Genomic DNA, 15,279 nt, shown 5'->3' on the forward strand with positions numbered 1-15,279 from the left:
ACACCCATGGAACTCCTCGGCGCCGGCCTGACCTGCTCGCGGGTCGCGGCCGTGGCCACCGGCCAGGCCCGGGTGACGATCGGCTCCACCGATCGCGCTCGGGCCGCGTGGGCCACCGCCCAGGCGCTGACCGGCCCGGTCTACGGCCAGAGCACGGGCGTCGGCGCGAACAAGGACGTCGAGGTGGCCGCGTCCGGGCTCGACCTGCTGCGCAGTCACGCCGGTGGCGCCGGCCCCCTGATCGAGGCGGAACGGGCCAGGGGGATGCTGGCCGTACGCCTGAACCAGCTGCTCGCGGGCGGCTCCGGGATCGACCCGGCGGTGCTGCCTGTCCTCGCCGAGGCGATCAACGCGGGCGTCACTCCCCCGGTACGCGCCTACGGTTCCATCGGCACCGGCGACCTGACGGCGCTGGCGAGCACCGCCCTGTGCCTGCTGGGCGAGCAGGCGTGGCACGGCGGCGACGGTCCCCGCTTCGCGCTGGCGAGCTCGGACGGGCTGCCGTTCATCAGTTCGGGCGCGCTGACGCTGGCCGACGCGGCGCTGGCCTGTCATCGGCTGCGCGGGCTGCTGGACGCCGCGGTCGACGTGGCCGCCTTCTCCTTCACCGCGGTCGGAGCCTCGGCGGAGCCGCTGGCGGCAGCCGTACAGGAAGCACGACCGCATCAGGGGCAGGCGGTGGTGGCCGCGCGGCTGCGCGGCCTGCTCAACGGCGAACTCGCCACCCGCGTGCAGGACCCGTACGGCTACCGCGCCTTCGCCCAGGTGCACGGCGGCGCGCTCGACGCGCTGGAACGGGCCGCCACGACCGTCGAGGTGGACCTCAACGCCGCCGCCGAGAACCCGCTCATCGACCGCTCGCTGGCCTGGCACAACGGCAACTTCCACTCGGCGCCCGTGGCGCTGGCCCTGGACACGCTGCGCGCCGCGCTGGTGCAGACGGCGCAGCTGAGCACCGCCCGGCTGGCCACGCTGATGGAACCGGGCTACACCGGCGCCCTGCCCTTTCTCGCCGGCCGTCCTGGCGCCTCCGGCCTGATGATCCTGGAGTACGTGGCCCAGGACGCGCTGGCCGAGCTGCGCCACCTGGCGACGCCGGTCACCACCGGCACCGCGGTGATCTCCCGCGGCACCGAGGACCACGCCGGTTTCGCCACCCAGGCGGCCCGCTACGCGCTGCGCTGCGTGGAGCCGCTGGAGATCGTGCTGGCCTGCGAGCGGGTGGCCGCCGTACGGGCCCGCCGCGGCGCCGAGCCGGACCGCCCGCTGGACGGCGACCTCGACGCGGCCCGCCTACTCCTCCGGCCGGGGGGAACGACGCCGTAGCCACCGGCGCGGCACGAACAACACCAGCAGCGCCGCGACGACGTGCGCGGCGATGAAGGCGTACGCCTCGTACTTGGTGGCCGGGTGGCCGATCCGCACGGTGATGTGGTCGGCCCAGCCCCACACCTCGGGGATGGCGTCGAGACGGCGGTTCATGGAGACCGCCACGAGGTCCTCAAGACCCGACACGTGCAGGATCGACATCGCCAGGCCGGTGCGCAGCACACCCTCCCGCGAGCCACCGCCGAGCCGGTAGGCCAGCAGCAGCGCCACGATCAGGAACGGCACGAAGACCACGACGTGCAGGTAGAGGTCCTCGAAGGTGCCGGACTTGTCCTCGATGTCCATGGCGGCCATGAAGGTCTTCGGCACGAAGTACAGCAGGAAGGCCAGGAACACGGCCGGGATGGCCAGCAGGTGCAGCCTGAGCCGCCGCGCCCACTCGACGTCCAGCCAGGCGATCGCCACGATGGCGGCCAGCTGCGGCGTGAGCTTGACGAGGAAACCCCACAGCGAGGTGATCTCCTGCTCGTACGGCAGGACGAAGCGGACGACTCCCGCCAGCGCCACCGCAAGGGCGCCCGCGAGCAGCGTCACCCGGTTGGCTCTGATCACGATGCGACTCCAAGGATCGGGGTGCCGTGGCCGGGGCAGCGGCCGAGCTCGCCACCGCCGTCCGGGACCACGGCGACGAGCACCGGACGGCGCCTGCCCAGCGCGGAGACGGCCAGGCCGCCGCCCTCCGGCCGGGCGTGGAAGCGCCGCCACAGCAGATGGACCCGGCCGCAGCGGGCGCGGGCCGCGTAGTAGCCGAGGTGCGGGTCGTGCACCAGCGCGCCCTCGGCGGCGCCGGCGAGCGTCACCCGCTCCAGCACGTTCACCTCGACGCCCGCCAGCTCGGGCAGGAACGACGCCACCGCCGCCCGCTCGCCGACCACGACCGCGCGGCCGGCGTCGGCGGCGAGCTTGAGCGCGGGCGCGTTGAGCTCACGCCGCCTGCGCTCGTGCACGACCGTGGCATCCGGCTCCAGCAGCACACCGTACGGCGGGCCGCCCAGCCCCAGCGTGCGCCGATCCAGCACGGCACGGCGCACCTCCAGCACCGGAACCCGCCCGCGCGCCCCGCCGAGAGCCACCGCCAGCGCCGCCCGCAGGCCGCCCGCCGGGCCGATCCACAGGCTCGGCTCGGCCCCGGGATCGTACGGCTCGGCGAACGGGCACAGCCGGTGCAGCTGATCGGCCAGCTCCCCGGTGGGCGTGGGCAGGGGCTCGTCGAGCGCCCGGCCCGCGCGTACCCACTGGTCGCGGTAGAAGGGCACGCGGGAGAAGGCCAGCCGGACCGTGCGCCGGTAGGACCTCTCCCACGCTGTGGCGGAGAACCTAACGGACATCGACCTTGACCAGCGCGTCCAGGTCCGGGGGCGTGTGGTCGACGACGTAGCCGAGCTTGGCCCGGCACTCGGTGTAGGGGAAGACGTGGTCGCCGGGGAAGGCGACCACCACGATCTCGGCGCTGTCCGGCAGCGCCTCCAGGCCGTCGATCCCGAGCAGGACGCCTTCCGACGGCGCCCGCAGCACCCGTACCGAGGCGGGCCCCCGGCGGGTGGGCGTGAGGTCGGGCCGCTCGCCGACGGCCAGGCGGACCGTGGCCTCGACCGTGTCCACGCCGTACATCAGGCCGAGCGCCTCGCCCAGCCCGTTGCCGCCGATGCGCGCGCCCATCTCGATCAGCGTGACCACGCCGTCCTCCACGAACAGGTCCACGTTGAGCGGGCCGTCGCGGTAGCCGACCTCGGCGCAGACGAGCTCCAGTTGCCGGGTGACCTCCTTGTCGAGGACGCCGTCGCCCGGCTCCATGTCGTGCCCGACCGCCACCACCTCGGGAGGTTCCGTGACGCGCCGGCTCAGGCCGAGCAGGGAGATCCTGCCGTCCTGGAGCATGGCCTCGCCGCAGAGGTCCTGGCCGGTCAGGAGCTGTTCGATGATGATGCGGCCGGTCGGGGAGACGGCCCGCGCGTGCTCGACCGCCTGGGCGAGGTCCTCCTGCTCGCGCACGATCGTGATGCCGCGCGAGCTGCCGGAGTCGACCGGTTTGACGATGACCGGCAGCGCCGGCCGTACCTCGGGATCGGTGGAGTAGCGCGGGCCCGGCAGGCCGAGGCGCAGGCACGTCTCGCGGAAGGCGGCCTTGTCCGTCGAGACCCGCAGGGTCTCCTCGGTGAGCGCGCAGGGCAGGCCGAGCAGGCGGGCCAGCTCGACCAGAGACGGGAGATTGATGTCGCTGCCGGGGGCGAGCAGACCGGCCAGGCCGCCGCGCTCGCGCAGCGCGGCCGCGACCGCCGGGACGTCGCGGGTGCTGAGGTGCAGGAACTCGTCGGCCTCCGCCGCACCGGGTGCGTCGGCCCGCATGTCCACGCAGATCGTGGACATGCCCAGCCGCCGGGCGGCCCGGAAGGCACTGACCGTGCCGTCCGAGCCGCCGAGGATCACCAGGTGCTTCACCTCGGGGTGTTCCAGTGGGTGCCGCGGTTCTCGATGAACCAGTCGACCGTCTTGGCCATGCCCTCCTGCAGCGTGACCAGCGAGGCGGGGTCGATGCCGACCGGGCGCAGCGTCTCCGGGTCCGCGGTGACGGCGGTCTCCGGGGTCTCACCGGGACGCATCGGCAGGTCCACGATCGGCGCGCGCTCGTAGCCGCGCTCCTCACAGATGTCGATGATCATCTCGGCGACGGAGCGGATGCTCGTCGACTCGGTCGGGCCGACCTCGACCACGTGGCCGAGCGGCGGCTCGACCGCGGCGGTCTCCAGCGCGGCGACCAGTCCCCTGGCCACGTCGCCGACCCACACCATGTCGGAGATCTGGGTGCCGCCGCCGTACAACTCGACCGGCATGCCGGACAGGGCGCGGCAGATCACGGCGGGGGTGATCTTGCGGACCTTTCCGGCGGCGAACGGCGGTGCCGCCATCTGCCGGGGTCCGTAGGCGTTGACCACTCTGACCAGGTTGACCCTGGTGCCGCGGTGGGCGTTGAACATGCGCGCGAAGCGCTCGACGGCGGTCTTGGAGATCGAGTAGCTGTTGTCCATCCAGTGGTTGCCCACGCAGATGTAGACACCGGGGAGGTCGTACTGGGCGACCGCTTCGAGGAAGTTGAGACCGCCCATGAGGTTGGTCTCCGCTGCGGGCCGCGGATTGGTGATCGTCTCCTGGGTGCCGAGGACGGCGGCCAGGTGGATGATCGCATCGGCGTGGGCGGCCAGTTCGGTCATGGCCGTGGCGTCCCTGATGTCGCCGAGCATGACCTCGAACGGACTGGAGCCGCGATCCTGATGGTCGAAGACGATCGGAGTATGACCTCTGGCGGCTAACTCCTCACAGACGTAACGGCCGATGAAGCCATTACCACCCGTCACCCCAACTTTCATGGCATTCCCCTGATCAAACGCCGCGCTGGTTTGTGCGCGGGCACTAGGTACACGCGTCCAGGTGTGGCGCGCGGCCATGATCAAATCAGACATATACTCCCAACTATGACTCTCAGTCATTTCGTTGCAATTTCGTAATTTTTCGGGTGAATCAGGGACCTAAGTGAAGATTGAACTGTCTTACCCGGATATTGACCCAGAGCCTGCGGGCTGGGAAGATCTCCGGATTCGTCAGGGGTTAACGGCTATATGGTCCTATGACGTGATCCGTAGCTCCTTCGCCGCCTCGTGGGCCCGGCCGCTGCTGGGCGTCTTCCGCGACGGCGACCGCGTCGCCGGCGCCATCGGAGCGGTCCGCCGCGGCCTGTGGCCGAGCCGGGCTTCCCGCCCGCCGTTCTTTCTCGACGTGCGATTACCGGCTCACTCCAACGCTCCCACCTGGTGCCTGCCCGAGGGCGCCGACGGCCGCGAGCTCATCAGGAGCTTCGAGCGGGCCGCCGCCGCCGAGCTCGGCTGGGGCCTGGCCGGTGTGGTCTACCGCATGGTCACCGAGCCCGCGCTGCCGCTGGTCGCCCGGCGCGGCGCCATCGTCAGGCAGTCCCCCGGCACCACGGAGATGCACCTGGGCTGGTCCTCCGCGGACGGGTGGATCGGCACACTCAGCCGTAACCGCCGCTCCACGCTGCGGCGGCAGATCAAGCGCATCGCCCAGGACGGCGAGCTGCGCGTGCGCGAGGGCAGTGCCCGCCGCGACCTCGACCCGGCCGAACTGGCCGCGCTCGACGAACGCCACGCCGCCCGGCTGAGCTCCTCCCTCGATCCGCGCCTGCCGCTGTCGCCCGCGTACTTCGCCGCGCTGCTGGGCCGCGAGGACGTGTGGACACTCAGCTACCACCACGGCGAGAAGCTGCTGGCCTTCGCCATGGTCTACGACCACCCGGTCGCCCCCATGTACGGCCCGTGGGCCGCGCTGCCGCCGGAGCAGGGCGGCCGCAAGGACCTCTACTTCGACAGCTACGCCCGGATCGTCGCCCACGCGACGGCCGCGGGCGCCAAACGCCTGTTCGCCGGCAGGGGCTTCGTTGACGTGAAGCGCTCGCTGGGGTTCGAATACCTCCCCATGAAGGTCGTGGCGGTACCCCGGTGGGCGATCGGATGAGCCTGGAGTTCCTGGATCCCCGGCACGACCCGGAGCCCGCCGACTGGGAGGAATTACGCCTCGCCGCCGGCCAGTGGGTGACCTGGCGCTACGACCTGCTGCGCGCCTACGCCTGGGGCGCCCAGGCGCCCGTGGTGCTGGCGGTCCTGCGGCAGGACGGCAAGGCGGTCGGCGCCGCCTCGGCCTCGCTGCGCACGCCCCGGCTGCGGCGCGGCGTCTACGCCGGCGTACGCGGCCCGGCGGGCGTCCTGGACGTTCACGCGCCGGGCAACCGCTCCCAGAAGGGCTGGTGGTTCCGCGGCGAACCGGACCCCGGCCTGCTGCGCGCCTACGCGCGCGGGCTGCGTCGGGAGCTGGGACCCGGCTGGCGGAGCATGGTCTGGCGCGAGGTCTCGGCCGACGAGCGCGCCCTGCTCCCCGGGCCGCTCAAGGTGAACCTGCCCACCGCTCCCCTGGCCAAGCTCGCCCTCCCCTGGTCCGGCCTGGACGACTGGTACGCCCAGCTCGACCCCCGCCGCCGCGACTCCCTGCGCAGGCGGGCCAGGACGTTCTCCGCGGAACTGACCGTCAGGATCGGTCCCGCCGCCGAGCTGGTCGGCGCGGAGGAGGCGGCCCGGCTGCGCGCCGAGAACGACCTCAAGCACCGCAGCGGGTTCCTGCCCGCCGCACCGCTGCCCCTGCCCTACCTGGAGGCGCTGATCGCCGGCGGGGAGAGCGTCGCCCTCACCTACCGGCACGAACGGCGTCTGCTCGGCCTGTCCCTGATCCTCGACCACCCGGCCTGGCCCATCTGCCTGAGCTGGGGCGCTCTCCCGCCGGAGAGCGGCGGGCGCAAGCACCTGTACTTCGACGGCTACGTCCGCATGGTCGAGTGGGCGATCGGTTCCGGTAAGCGCGGCCTGGTGCTCGGCAAGGGGCAGGCCGAGGTCAAGAGCGGGCTCGGCGCGGAGCTGGTGCCCTCGTCGGCGGTGGCGGTGCCGTTGTGAGATGCCTGCAGTGCGGTGATCCGCATCCCTCCGATCTGGGCCGTCAGCGGTACTCGTGCCGGGCGTGCGGCGCCGTCTACCGGGCCGTCCCTTCGGCGCCCCGGCCGGTGGCGGGCGATCCGCTCGTGCCGTACCTGCCCGCGCGCATGATCCGCTGGATCCGCGACCACGACGACCGCTCGCCGCTCGACCGGGAGACGCTGGCGCGCTGGTACAAGGAGTTCGACGCGCTGATCGCCAAGGCCAGGACCGACGAGGCGGTCCGCGCCCACGTCGAGGAGATCAGCGAGATCCCGCTGGACGATCTGCCCGCCAAGCCGCCCGCCTTCTCCAAGGTGTGCGCGGCCCTGCACGCCACCTGCTACGACCTGGCCCTCGCCCAAGGCCGCCTCGACCCCTCGGCCGCCGAGCGCCTGGCCCACGTCCGCGCCTGGCTGGCGGGCCCCGGCCGCCCGGCGACCTGGACCGCGGCGCGCCCCTCCGAACCCCCCGCCCGCGAACACGTCGAAGCCCTCCTGCCGCTGCCGGACACGTTCGAGGCCGCGCAGGTCAGGACCTTCTTCACCGCGCTGTTCGGCATGGAGAGGGGGCCGTCGCTGACCGGCGTGCTCGACCGCTTCGGCCCAGAACAGGTGGAATCGGCCCTGCGCGCCTACCTGCGCGACGGCAGCCGCCCGCTGCGTGAGCGCGTCCTCGCCGACCTGGACGCCGGATGACAGCCACCGCCACCCACCGCATCGGGCTGGCGCGGCTGACGACGCTGATCGCCGGCCGCGCGACCTTCCGCGTGATGCTGTACGGCTCCGCCGCCCTGCTCGCCCTGGCCTGGAGCCGCGCGGACTTCGGCGCCTACGCCGCGGTCATGGGCGCCGTCGGCTGGCTGTGCATGGTCGTCCAGTCGGGCACCGAGAAGGCCGCGCTCAAGCTGATCCCGCGCGCCCGCCGTACCCGCGACCAGCTCGCCGGCATGCTCCGCGCCCTGGTGGCGTACGTACCGCTGCCGGCCACCGCCGCCGCGGTCGTCGCGCTCGCCCTGGCCCCACGCCACCCGGTCACGCTCTATCTGCTCGGCATCGCGTACTACGTGGCGCTCGGCTGCGGCATGCTCGGCGTCGCCCTGCACCGCGCGCTCGGCCGCTACGCCCGCGACACCGTCCACTTCGCCGTGCTCGGCCTGGGCATGGGCGCGATGGCGGCGCTGGCCTTCTTCGCCGGGGTCGGCCCGACCGGCTACCTGACCGGGCTGCTGGCCCTGGTCACCGCGCTCAACCTCTCGCTGCTGCCCGGCCTGCCCCGCGCCGGACGCCCGCGCCCCGGGCTGCGCCGCGTGCTGGCGGGCACGATCGTGCTGATGGGCGCGGCCGACGTCATGAACAACGCCATGATCGGCACGCTGTTCATCGAGCTCTCGCTCAGCGCCCACGCCGACCAGAGCGGCGAGCTCTACTTCGTCACCCTCGCCTGGGGCTTCGCCCTCTCGGTGCTCTACACGCTGCAGCGGATCTACCAGCCGCAGCTGTCGCTCAGGGTGGCGGGCGGCGGCGCGGCGGGGGCGCGGGTGCTGGGACGGCGCATGGCCGGGCTGGCCGCCGTGGCCGGGGTGCTCTGGCTGGCGCTGGCCGGGGTCGCCCTGGTCCAGCACATCCACGGCCCGATCGCGCTCGGCGTGCTCGCGCTCACCCTGCTTCCCGTGCAGGCGCTGGCCAGCGGCGCCACGTTCGTCGTCGAGCACACCGACCCCCGGGCCAACGCCAAGGCCGTGGTGGCCGCGCTGGCCGCGGTCGCCGCGCTGGGCGCGGTGGCCATTCCCCTGGCCGGGGCGGCCGGGGCCGTGTACGCGCTGGGGGCGAACCCGCTCGTCCTCGGCCTGGCGCTGAGGAGATCGCAGTGACGACGGGCCTGACGGTGCTGGTGCCGTGCTTCAACGAGGGCGCCCAGGTGGACGTGGCCTACCGCGAGCTCGTCGCCGAACTGTCCCCGATCGAGGACCTGGAGATCCTCTTCGTGGACGACGGCAGCTCCGACGACTCACTGGCCCGGATGCGGGCCCTGGCCGAGACCGATCCCCGGGTACGCTACCTGTCCTTCACCCGCAACTTCGGCATCGACGCGGTCATGGCGGCCGGGTTCTCCTACGCCGCCCAGCCGTGGACGGTGCAGTGCGACGCCGACTTGCAGGTGCCGCCCTCGCAGATCTGGACGCTGCTCGCCAAGGCCGCCGAGGGGTACGACGTGGTCTTCGGCCACCGGGTCAACCGGCACGACCCGCTCGTGCGCAAGCTCGGCTCGCTCGGGCTGCACTGGTCGGCCCGCGCCGTGTTCAAGATCGGCATGCCGCGGGGCGCCTCCACCTTCCGGCTCGTCCGCACGCCGGTGGCCAGGACGATCAGCGAGCTGCGCCTGCCGTGGTTCATGCCGGCCGTACCCCTGGTGGGGGCGCGGTACGCGGCGGTGAGCGTCACGCACCGCGAGCGCAGCGCGGGACGGTCGAAGCTGCGTCTCGGCCGGCTGGCCGGGCACGCGTTCGAGCTGTTCTTCGGGTTCTCGTGGCGGCCGCTCAATCTGCTCTACCTGCTGGCGGCGCTCGGGCTCGTGGTCGCGGCGCTGGGCCTCACCGGGGCGCACCTCGCGCTGTCGGCGGTGACGCTGGCCGGGCTGGCGGTGGTCGGCCGCTACGTGCACCGGATCGCGCCGCGGCGTCCGCTCTTCTATGTGCGTGAGGCGAACGTGCCGTTGCGTGACGGGGACACTCTCACGGGCGGGGCGCCCTGCCCGCCGCCGCCGCTCGTCCCGCGCGACGCGGTGTAGACGGGTCGGGCTCAGGCGACGTCTCTGATCGAGCCGCGCTCGCGCAGCGTGGGCTGCTGGACGACCCGGCGGCGCTTCGGCCCGCCGTCGACCGCCGCGACCGCCAGGCGGACGGCGGCTCTGACGATGCCGGCGATGGTCCAGTCGACGGTGGTGAGGCCGGGTGTGAGCAGGCCGGACATCGGATGGTCGTCGTAGCCCATCACCGACACGTCGTCCGGGATCGACAGGCCCAGCTCGGCGGCCGCGGCGTAGACGCCGTAGGCGATGGAGTCGGAGAAGCAGAAGACGGCGCTCGGCCGGTCCTCCTCCAGGATGCGGCGGGCCGCGGCGGTGGCGCCGGCCAGCTCGTAGGGGGCGGTGGTGACTTCCAGGTCGAGCCCCAGCCGCTCGGCCTCGGCGCTGACGTGGACGTCGGCCGGCCGGTCGGGGGTGCTGGGGCGGGTCGGGGTGAGGACGGACACCCGTCGGTGGCCCAGTCCCTGGAGATGCTCCAGCGCCAGCGTCACGCCGCGCCGGTTGTCGAAGACGACCTCGCCCGCCGTGCCCGCCAGCGAGTCGCCGATCGAGACCACGGGCAGCGACTCGCACAGCTCGGGCCAGAAGGCCGCGGCGGGGTCGACCGGCTGCACGATGAGCCCGTCGACGCGCTGGTCGCGCAGTTGCTGGGCGAGCGCGCGCTCGCGGTCCGGGTCGCCGACCGCGTCGAGGATCAGCGCGTAGCGGTCCTTCTCCCGCAGGCCCCTGCTGATGCCGACGGCCAGCGACTGCTGCCACAGGTCTTCGAGGGAGCCGCAGAGCACACCGATCATGCCGGTACGGCCGCTGGCGAGGGCACGGGCGATGGGGTCGGCCTCGTAGCCGAGTTCGGCGGCGGCGGCCCGCACGCGCTCCATGGTCTCCTCGGAGACCTGCATGCCGCGCAGCGCATAGGAGACGGCGGCCGGTGACAGGCCTGTGGCCTGCGCCACTTCCTTGATGGTCGCTCTCTTGCGGGGCATCAAGCCAGCCTATTGCGTGTGACCGACAGAAGGGCGCAGCGTTGACAGGACGGTAGGTGAAGCGGTTCACTGAACCGTATCAGTGAACCGCTTCACGCTTGCGTCTTCCGAGGCGGCGACGTTTACCTATATTATCAGTAGGAAATACAGGGAGGTGTGGCCGTGAGCATCGATGTGCATCAGCACCTGTGGACGCGTTCTTTCGTGGAGGCGCTGCGTGCGCGTACGGCCGCGCCGTACCTCGACGGGTGGACGCTCTTCCTGGACGGCGAGCCGCCGTACGAGGTGAACCCGGCCGACCACGACCCCGCCACCCGCGAGACCGGCGAGCTCGCGCTCGTGTCGCTGTCCAGCCCGCTCGGCATCGAGTCGCTGCCGCCCGAGGAGTCCTGGCCGCTCATCGAGGCCTATCACGACGGCGCGCTGGCGCTGCCCGAGCGCTTCGGCGCCTGGGCCGCCACCTGCCACAGCGAGCCCGATCCCGCCCGTCTGGCCAAGGACCTCGACCGCGGCTTCGCCGGGCTGCAGATCCCGGCCACCGCCGAGCCCCTCGACGAGCTGCTCGACGTGCTCGTGGAGCGGGACCTGCCCCTGCTGGTCCATCCCGGCCCCGCCGCGGGCGGTCCGGGCCGCCCTTCCTGGTGGCCGGCCGTCGTGCCGTACGTCCAGCAGATGCACGCGGCCTGGTACCACTTCCACGCCGTGGTGCGCCCGCGCCACCCGAAGCTGCGCGTCTGCTTCACCCTGCTCGCGGGCCTGGCGCCGCTGCACTCCGAACGCCTCATCGCCAGAGGCGGCCAGAGCCGCGGCCTGGTCGACCCCGGCTTCTACGTGGAGACCTCGAGTTACGGCCCGCGCGCGATCGACGCGATCGTGCGCGAGCTCGGCGTCGACGTCGTCGTCAACGGCTCCGACGCCCCCTACGCCAAGGCCCCCGACCCGGGCCTCGGCAACGCGGCGGCGCACGCCATCCGCGTGACCAACCCCCGTCGTCTACTCGGCAGAAAGGAGAACCGCACATGAGCAGGCGAACAGCTGAGCTCCTCAGCGAGGCACCCCAGACACAGGACGGGGACATCTGCGCCGGCCTTCCCGAGCGCGCCCTCGACCGGCGCGAACTGCGCGAACTGGTCAACGGCCTCGCCGCCAACCCCGGCGGATGGCAGGAACTCGTCGACTTCCCGCAGGACGGCGGCCGCCACTACGCCTCGCTCTACCGCGACGCCTACGTGGACGTGTGGCTCCTGTGCTGGCGGCCCGAGGACGACACCGGCTGGCACGACCACGACATCAGCTCCGGCGCCGTGCACGTGGTGCGGGGCGCGCTGCTGGAGTGCAACCCGCGCATCGGCGGCGAACACCTGGAGACGGTGGTGGGCGAGGGCCAGTCGTTCTCGTTCGGCCCCGACCACATCCACCGTCTCAACGGCGCCACCTCGCACAGCGTCTCGATCCACGCCTACTCGCCGCCGCTGTGGCGGCTCGGCCAGTACTCGATCGACGACGGCGGCGTGATGCGCCGCACGTCGGTGAGCTACGCCGACGAACTGCGCCCGCTCGACTCCGCCGCCGAGGTGGCCTGACCCCGGCTCAGCCGCGCCCGCTGATGACGGCCCGGCCCATGGCCGGGTCGTCGCAGAACGCGCCGTCGATGCCCAGCGACACCAGCCGGGACAGGAAGCCCATCACGTCGCCGGTCGCCCGCGCGTAGACGGGGCTGGCCGGGTTGCCGAGACGGTGGTCCAGGGGGAGCTGGGAGTTCTCGTTGCGGATCGTCCAGATGTGCACGTCCAGGCGGGCCCGGTGCGCGTCCTTCACCAGCGTGGTCGGCGGCTGCAGACGGCCGTCGGCGCCCACCGGGAGAATGCGGCGCGTGTCCACGCCGACGCCGTTGGCGTAGGCGGCCACCTCGCGCAGGCCCTCCGGCTTCACCATGTCGTCGTAGGTGCGCGGGTCGCCTGAGGCCGTCCAGTCGTACGGCTTGCCACCGAAGGTGATGAGCTGGATCAGCGGCAGCCGGGTCTTGGAGCGCATCTCGCGCAGGTTGGCGGTCTCGAAGGACTGGATGAACGCCTTGCGCACCCGGTAGCGGCCGAGGATCTCCAGGAGGGGCTCCTCCAGGGACAGGCCGACGGAGTCGAAGTAGGTCGGGTGCTTGGTCTCGGGGTAGACGCCCACGCGGTGGCGCTGGGCGAGCTGGACGACCTCTTCGAACGTGGGGATCTCGGCCAGGCCGTCGAAGGCGGTGTTGTCGGGCCGCAGGTCCGGGATGCGTTCCTTGGCGCGCAGGGTCTTGAGCTCGGCCAGCGTGAAGTCCTCGGTGAACCAGCCGGTCACCGGGCGGCCGTCGATGGTCTTGGTGGTGCGGCGGCCGGCGAACTCGGGGTGGCCGGCGACGTCGGTGGTGCCGGAGATCTCGTTCTCGTGCCTGGCGACGAGCACGTGGTCCTTGGTGGACACGAGGTCGGGCTCGATGTAGTCGGCGCCCATCGCGATCGCGGCCTCGTAGGACAGGAGGGTGTGTTCGGGGCGGTGGGCGCTGGCGCCCCGGTGCCCGATGACGACCGGCTCCTTGGGCGAGTGAGCCGCGACGGGCTCCGATGAGATCAGCACGACGGCGACCGTAACACCGGCCAGCACCTTGCCCCATAATCTTCGCTGCGTCATGCCGCGCAGAGTAGACCCGCTCAGTGACGCGCGAGAACACAGCAGGTGGAACACGGCTCAACATCCGGCAGCGTGATCCACAGGCAGCAGGTCTTGCGGAAGTAGCCGTCGCCCGAGGGGGTGAGCAGGCCGTCCACGGGCTTGCCGATCTCGCGCAGCAACGTCATGTAGTCGCCCTTGACGACCTGGGTGAGCGGGTGCGCGACGGCCTCCGCGGTGGAGCCCCACAGCGTGCGCTCGCCGACTCTGGCCATGCGGCTGAGCACCTTGACCAGCGGCGCCTGGGATTCGGCCAGCGCGCCCGCGATCGCCTCCGCGCCGCTCTCCCACGTGATCCGCGAGGCCCCGATGGTCACGCCGGCCTCGGACACCTTGAAATACGTGTCCCGAAATTTCATGACCGGCACGCGCCCGTCCAGCGCCCACCCCAGCGCCATCGGGAACATGTGCCAATACCCGTAGGTCTTCCACAACAGCGCCGCGCCGACGTGGCGCGGCGCGTTCCAGCGCCCCGCCGTCTGCTCCACAAGCTCCCCCATCAGCGTGTACGGCTCCCGCACCAGCTCGGAGACGGCGGTCCAGCTCCCGTCGGGTTCGATCTCCAGCCCGGGATCCACCCCGAGCACGCCGTCACGACTCGCGGCGACCCGCTGGAGCACCTCCGTCAGCACCGAACCCTCCACGCCTTATAGGTTAGCCTTACCTAAAGTAGCAGGCCGTCCCGCGAGCCATCCCACGATGAGCTGGACCACCAGGATCGCCATGCCCACGCTCAGCGGAGCCGTCCAGCCGCCCGAACTCTGCCGCAGCGCCCCGAACAGCACCGGACCCACCGCGGCCAGCACGTACCCGGCCGACTGCGCGACCGCCGACAACGCCGTCACGGCCGTCGGATCGGGTGCCCGCAGCGTGATCAGCAGCAAGGCCAGCCCGAACGCCGCCCCCTGCCCCACGCCCAGCACGATCATCCACAACCAGGGCACGGTGACCGGCGCCACCAGTAGCCCCAGGTACCCGGCCATGGTGAGCAGCACGGCGGCGGCCACGTACCCCGACTGCGAGCGCCGCCGCCCCGCCAGCACCGGCACCGCGAACGTCGCGCCCACCTGCACGAGCGTCGTCATGCTGAGCAGGTATCCGGACTGGTCGGCCGGGAGCCCGGCCTCCAGGAAGACGGTCGGCAGCCAGGCCAGGATCACGTAGAAGGTGAGCGACTGCAGGCCCATGAGGCCGGTGACGTACCAGGTGATCCGGCTGCGGACGACCGCGCGGAAGGGGCGGGGGCCGTTCTGGGCGGGGGCCTGCTTGCCCAGCGCCTGCGGCAGCCAGAGCAGCGCACCGGCCAGCGCGGGCAACGCGATCATGGCGGAGACGCCGCGCCAGCCGTACCCTGTGGATCTCTCCAGAGGGATCATGAGCGCGGAGGCGGTCGCCGCGCCCGCGCTCGCGGCGGAGCTGTAGATGCCGGTGAAGAGGTTGACGCGACCGGGGAAGTGCTGTTTGACGATGCCGGGCATGACGACGTTCATGACCGCGATGGCGGTGGCGGCGATCGCGGCGCCCGCGTACAGGGCGGGCGCGCCGTCGAGGGTGCGCAGGACCACGCCGAGCGCGAGCACGAGCAGCCCGGCCAGCAGCGTGCGGTCGAGGCCGATCCGGCGGGCCAGCACCGGCGCGAGCGGCCCGAAGACGCCCAGGCAGACGATCATGACGGTGGTGATCGCGCCGCCGCCCGCGGGGGTGAGGCCGACGTCGGTCATGATCTCGTCCAGCAGCGGCGAGACACCCGCGATGGCCGGGCGCAGGTTCAGCGCGGCGAGCACGAATCCGGCGACGAGCAGTGCGAACCTGAACGACATAGGGGATCTACTCTCGCATAACCTCCTGACAACGTTGTCTAGGGG

Annotated in this window: 16 protein-coding genes; 8 read left to right on the forward strand and 8 right to left on the reverse strand. The window is 72.3% G+C overall.

The genetic code is table 11. The features are described 5' to 3' along the window. Window positions 1-6: 6 nt before the first annotated feature. Window positions 7-1,326, forward strand: coding sequence for an aromatic amino acid ammonia-lyase (locus ACIBHY_RS27125; RefSeq protein WP_397244796.1), 1,320 nt, complete (start codon window positions 7-9; stop codon window positions 1,324-1,326). Here the strand turns inward: ACIBHY_RS27125 and ACIBHY_RS27130 are convergent. The 4 genes from ACIBHY_RS27130 to ACIBHY_RS27145 are packed head-to-tail and all read right to left on the reverse strand — an operon-like array spanning window position 1,294 to window position 4,742. Beyond that, a complete protein-coding gene (locus ACIBHY_RS27130; RefSeq protein ID WP_397308069.1) occupies window positions 1,294-1,941 on the reverse strand; it encodes a hypothetical protein in 648 nt (215 codons plus the stop codon). The two genes, ACIBHY_RS27125 and ACIBHY_RS27130, sit on opposite strands and share 33 nt — an antisense overlap. After that, window positions 1,938-2,717, reverse strand: coding sequence for a hypothetical protein (locus tag ACIBHY_RS27135; protein ID WP_397308070.1), 780 nt, complete (start codon window positions 2,715-2,717; stop codon window positions 1,938-1,940). Before ACIBHY_RS27135 ends, ACIBHY_RS27130 begins: the two co-directional genes overlap by 4 nt. Next, window positions 2,707-3,828 (reverse strand): ATP-grasp domain-containing protein, encoded by a 1,122-nt coding sequence (locus tag ACIBHY_RS27140; RefSeq protein WP_397308071.1) that lies wholly within the window; start codon window positions 3,826-3,828, stop codon window positions 2,707-2,709. Before ACIBHY_RS27140 ends, ACIBHY_RS27135 begins: the two co-directional genes overlap by 11 nt. Beyond that, window positions 3,825-4,742, reverse strand: coding sequence for an NAD-dependent epimerase/dehydratase family protein (locus tag ACIBHY_RS27145; protein ID WP_397244805.1), 918 nt, complete (start codon window positions 4,740-4,742; stop codon window positions 3,825-3,827). Before ACIBHY_RS27145 ends, ACIBHY_RS27140 begins: the two co-directional genes overlap by 4 nt. Before the next feature lie 274 nt (window positions 4,743-5,016). Here ACIBHY_RS27145 and ACIBHY_RS27150 point away from each other — a divergent pair, with 274 nt between their 5' ends. The 5 genes from ACIBHY_RS27150 to ACIBHY_RS27170 are packed head-to-tail and all read left to right on the forward strand — an operon-like array spanning window position 5,017 to window position 9,707. Beyond that, window positions 5,017-5,913, forward strand: coding sequence for a GNAT family N-acetyltransferase (locus ACIBHY_RS27150; protein WP_397244807.1), 897 nt, complete (start codon window positions 5,017-5,019; stop codon window positions 5,911-5,913). Next, the gene (locus tag ACIBHY_RS27155; protein ID WP_397308072.1) at window positions 5,910-6,899 is read left to right on the forward strand and encodes a hypothetical protein; all 990 of its coding nucleotides are present in this window, start codon (window positions 5,910-5,912) and stop codon (window positions 6,897-6,899) included. Before ACIBHY_RS27150 ends, ACIBHY_RS27155 begins: the two co-directional genes overlap by 4 nt. Continuing rightward, a complete protein-coding gene (locus ACIBHY_RS27160; RefSeq protein WP_397308073.1) occupies window positions 6,896-7,615 on the forward strand; it encodes a hypothetical protein in 720 nt (239 codons plus the stop codon). Before ACIBHY_RS27155 ends, ACIBHY_RS27160 begins: the two co-directional genes overlap by 4 nt. After that, entirely contained in the window at window positions 7,612-8,790 is a 1,179-nt protein-coding gene (locus tag ACIBHY_RS27165) for a hypothetical protein (RefSeq protein WP_397244813.1), read from the forward strand. The genes ACIBHY_RS27160 and ACIBHY_RS27165 overlap by 4 nt, the downstream gene beginning before the upstream one ends. Next, window positions 8,787-9,707, forward strand: a complete 921-nt coding sequence (locus tag ACIBHY_RS27170) for a glycosyltransferase family 2 protein (RefSeq protein WP_397308074.1) — start codon at window positions 8,787-8,789, stop codon at window positions 9,705-9,707. The genes ACIBHY_RS27165 and ACIBHY_RS27170 overlap by 4 nt, the downstream gene beginning before the upstream one ends. Before the next feature lie 11 nt (window positions 9,708-9,718). Here the strand turns inward: ACIBHY_RS27170 and ACIBHY_RS27175 are convergent, their stop codons facing one another. Continuing rightward, window positions 9,719-10,708, reverse strand: coding sequence for a LacI family DNA-binding transcriptional regulator (locus tag ACIBHY_RS27175; protein ID WP_397244818.1), 990 nt, complete (start codon window positions 10,706-10,708; stop codon window positions 9,719-9,721). Between the two features lie 162 nt (window positions 10,709-10,870). Here ACIBHY_RS27175 and ACIBHY_RS27180 point away from each other — a divergent pair, with 162 nt between their 5' ends. Then, complete coding sequence (locus ACIBHY_RS27180) at window positions 10,871-11,731, forward strand: amidohydrolase family protein (RefSeq protein ID WP_397308075.1); 861 nt, start codon at window positions 10,871-10,873, stop codon at window positions 11,729-11,731. Beyond that, a complete protein-coding gene (locus ACIBHY_RS27185; RefSeq protein ID WP_397308076.1) occupies window positions 11,728-12,291 on the forward strand; it encodes a cysteine dioxygenase in 564 nt (187 codons plus the stop codon). The genes ACIBHY_RS27180 and ACIBHY_RS27185 overlap by 4 nt, the downstream gene beginning before the upstream one ends. A gap of 7 nt (window positions 12,292-12,298) precedes the next feature. On the opposite strand, the gene ACIBHY_RS27190 is transcribed toward ACIBHY_RS27185, so the two are convergent. From ACIBHY_RS27190 to ACIBHY_RS27200, 3 genes are read right to left on the reverse strand one after another with little or no spacing between them, the layout of a single operon-like run. Further along, complete coding sequence (locus tag ACIBHY_RS27190) at window positions 12,299-13,375, reverse strand: glycerophosphodiester phosphodiesterase (protein WP_397244825.1); 1,077 nt, start codon at window positions 13,373-13,375, stop codon at window positions 12,299-12,301. Between the two features lie 20 nt (window positions 13,376-13,395). Continuing rightward, the gene (locus tag ACIBHY_RS27195) at window positions 13,396-14,058 is read right to left on the reverse strand and encodes a hypothetical protein (protein WP_397244827.1); all 663 of its coding nucleotides are present in this window, start codon (window positions 14,056-14,058) and stop codon (window positions 13,396-13,398) included. A 3-nt stretch (window positions 14,059-14,061) separates the two neighbouring features. After that, window positions 14,062-15,234, reverse strand: a complete 1,173-nt coding sequence (locus ACIBHY_RS27200) for an MFS transporter (protein WP_397308077.1) — start codon at window positions 15,232-15,234, stop codon at window positions 14,062-14,064. Window positions 15,235-15,279 lie beyond the last annotated feature (45 nt).

It is taken from the genome of Nonomuraea sp. NPDC050547 (assembly GCF_044457345.1).
In the GTDB taxonomy this organism is placed as follows: Bacteria; Actinomycetota; Actinomycetes; order Streptosporangiales; family Streptosporangiaceae; genus Nonomuraea.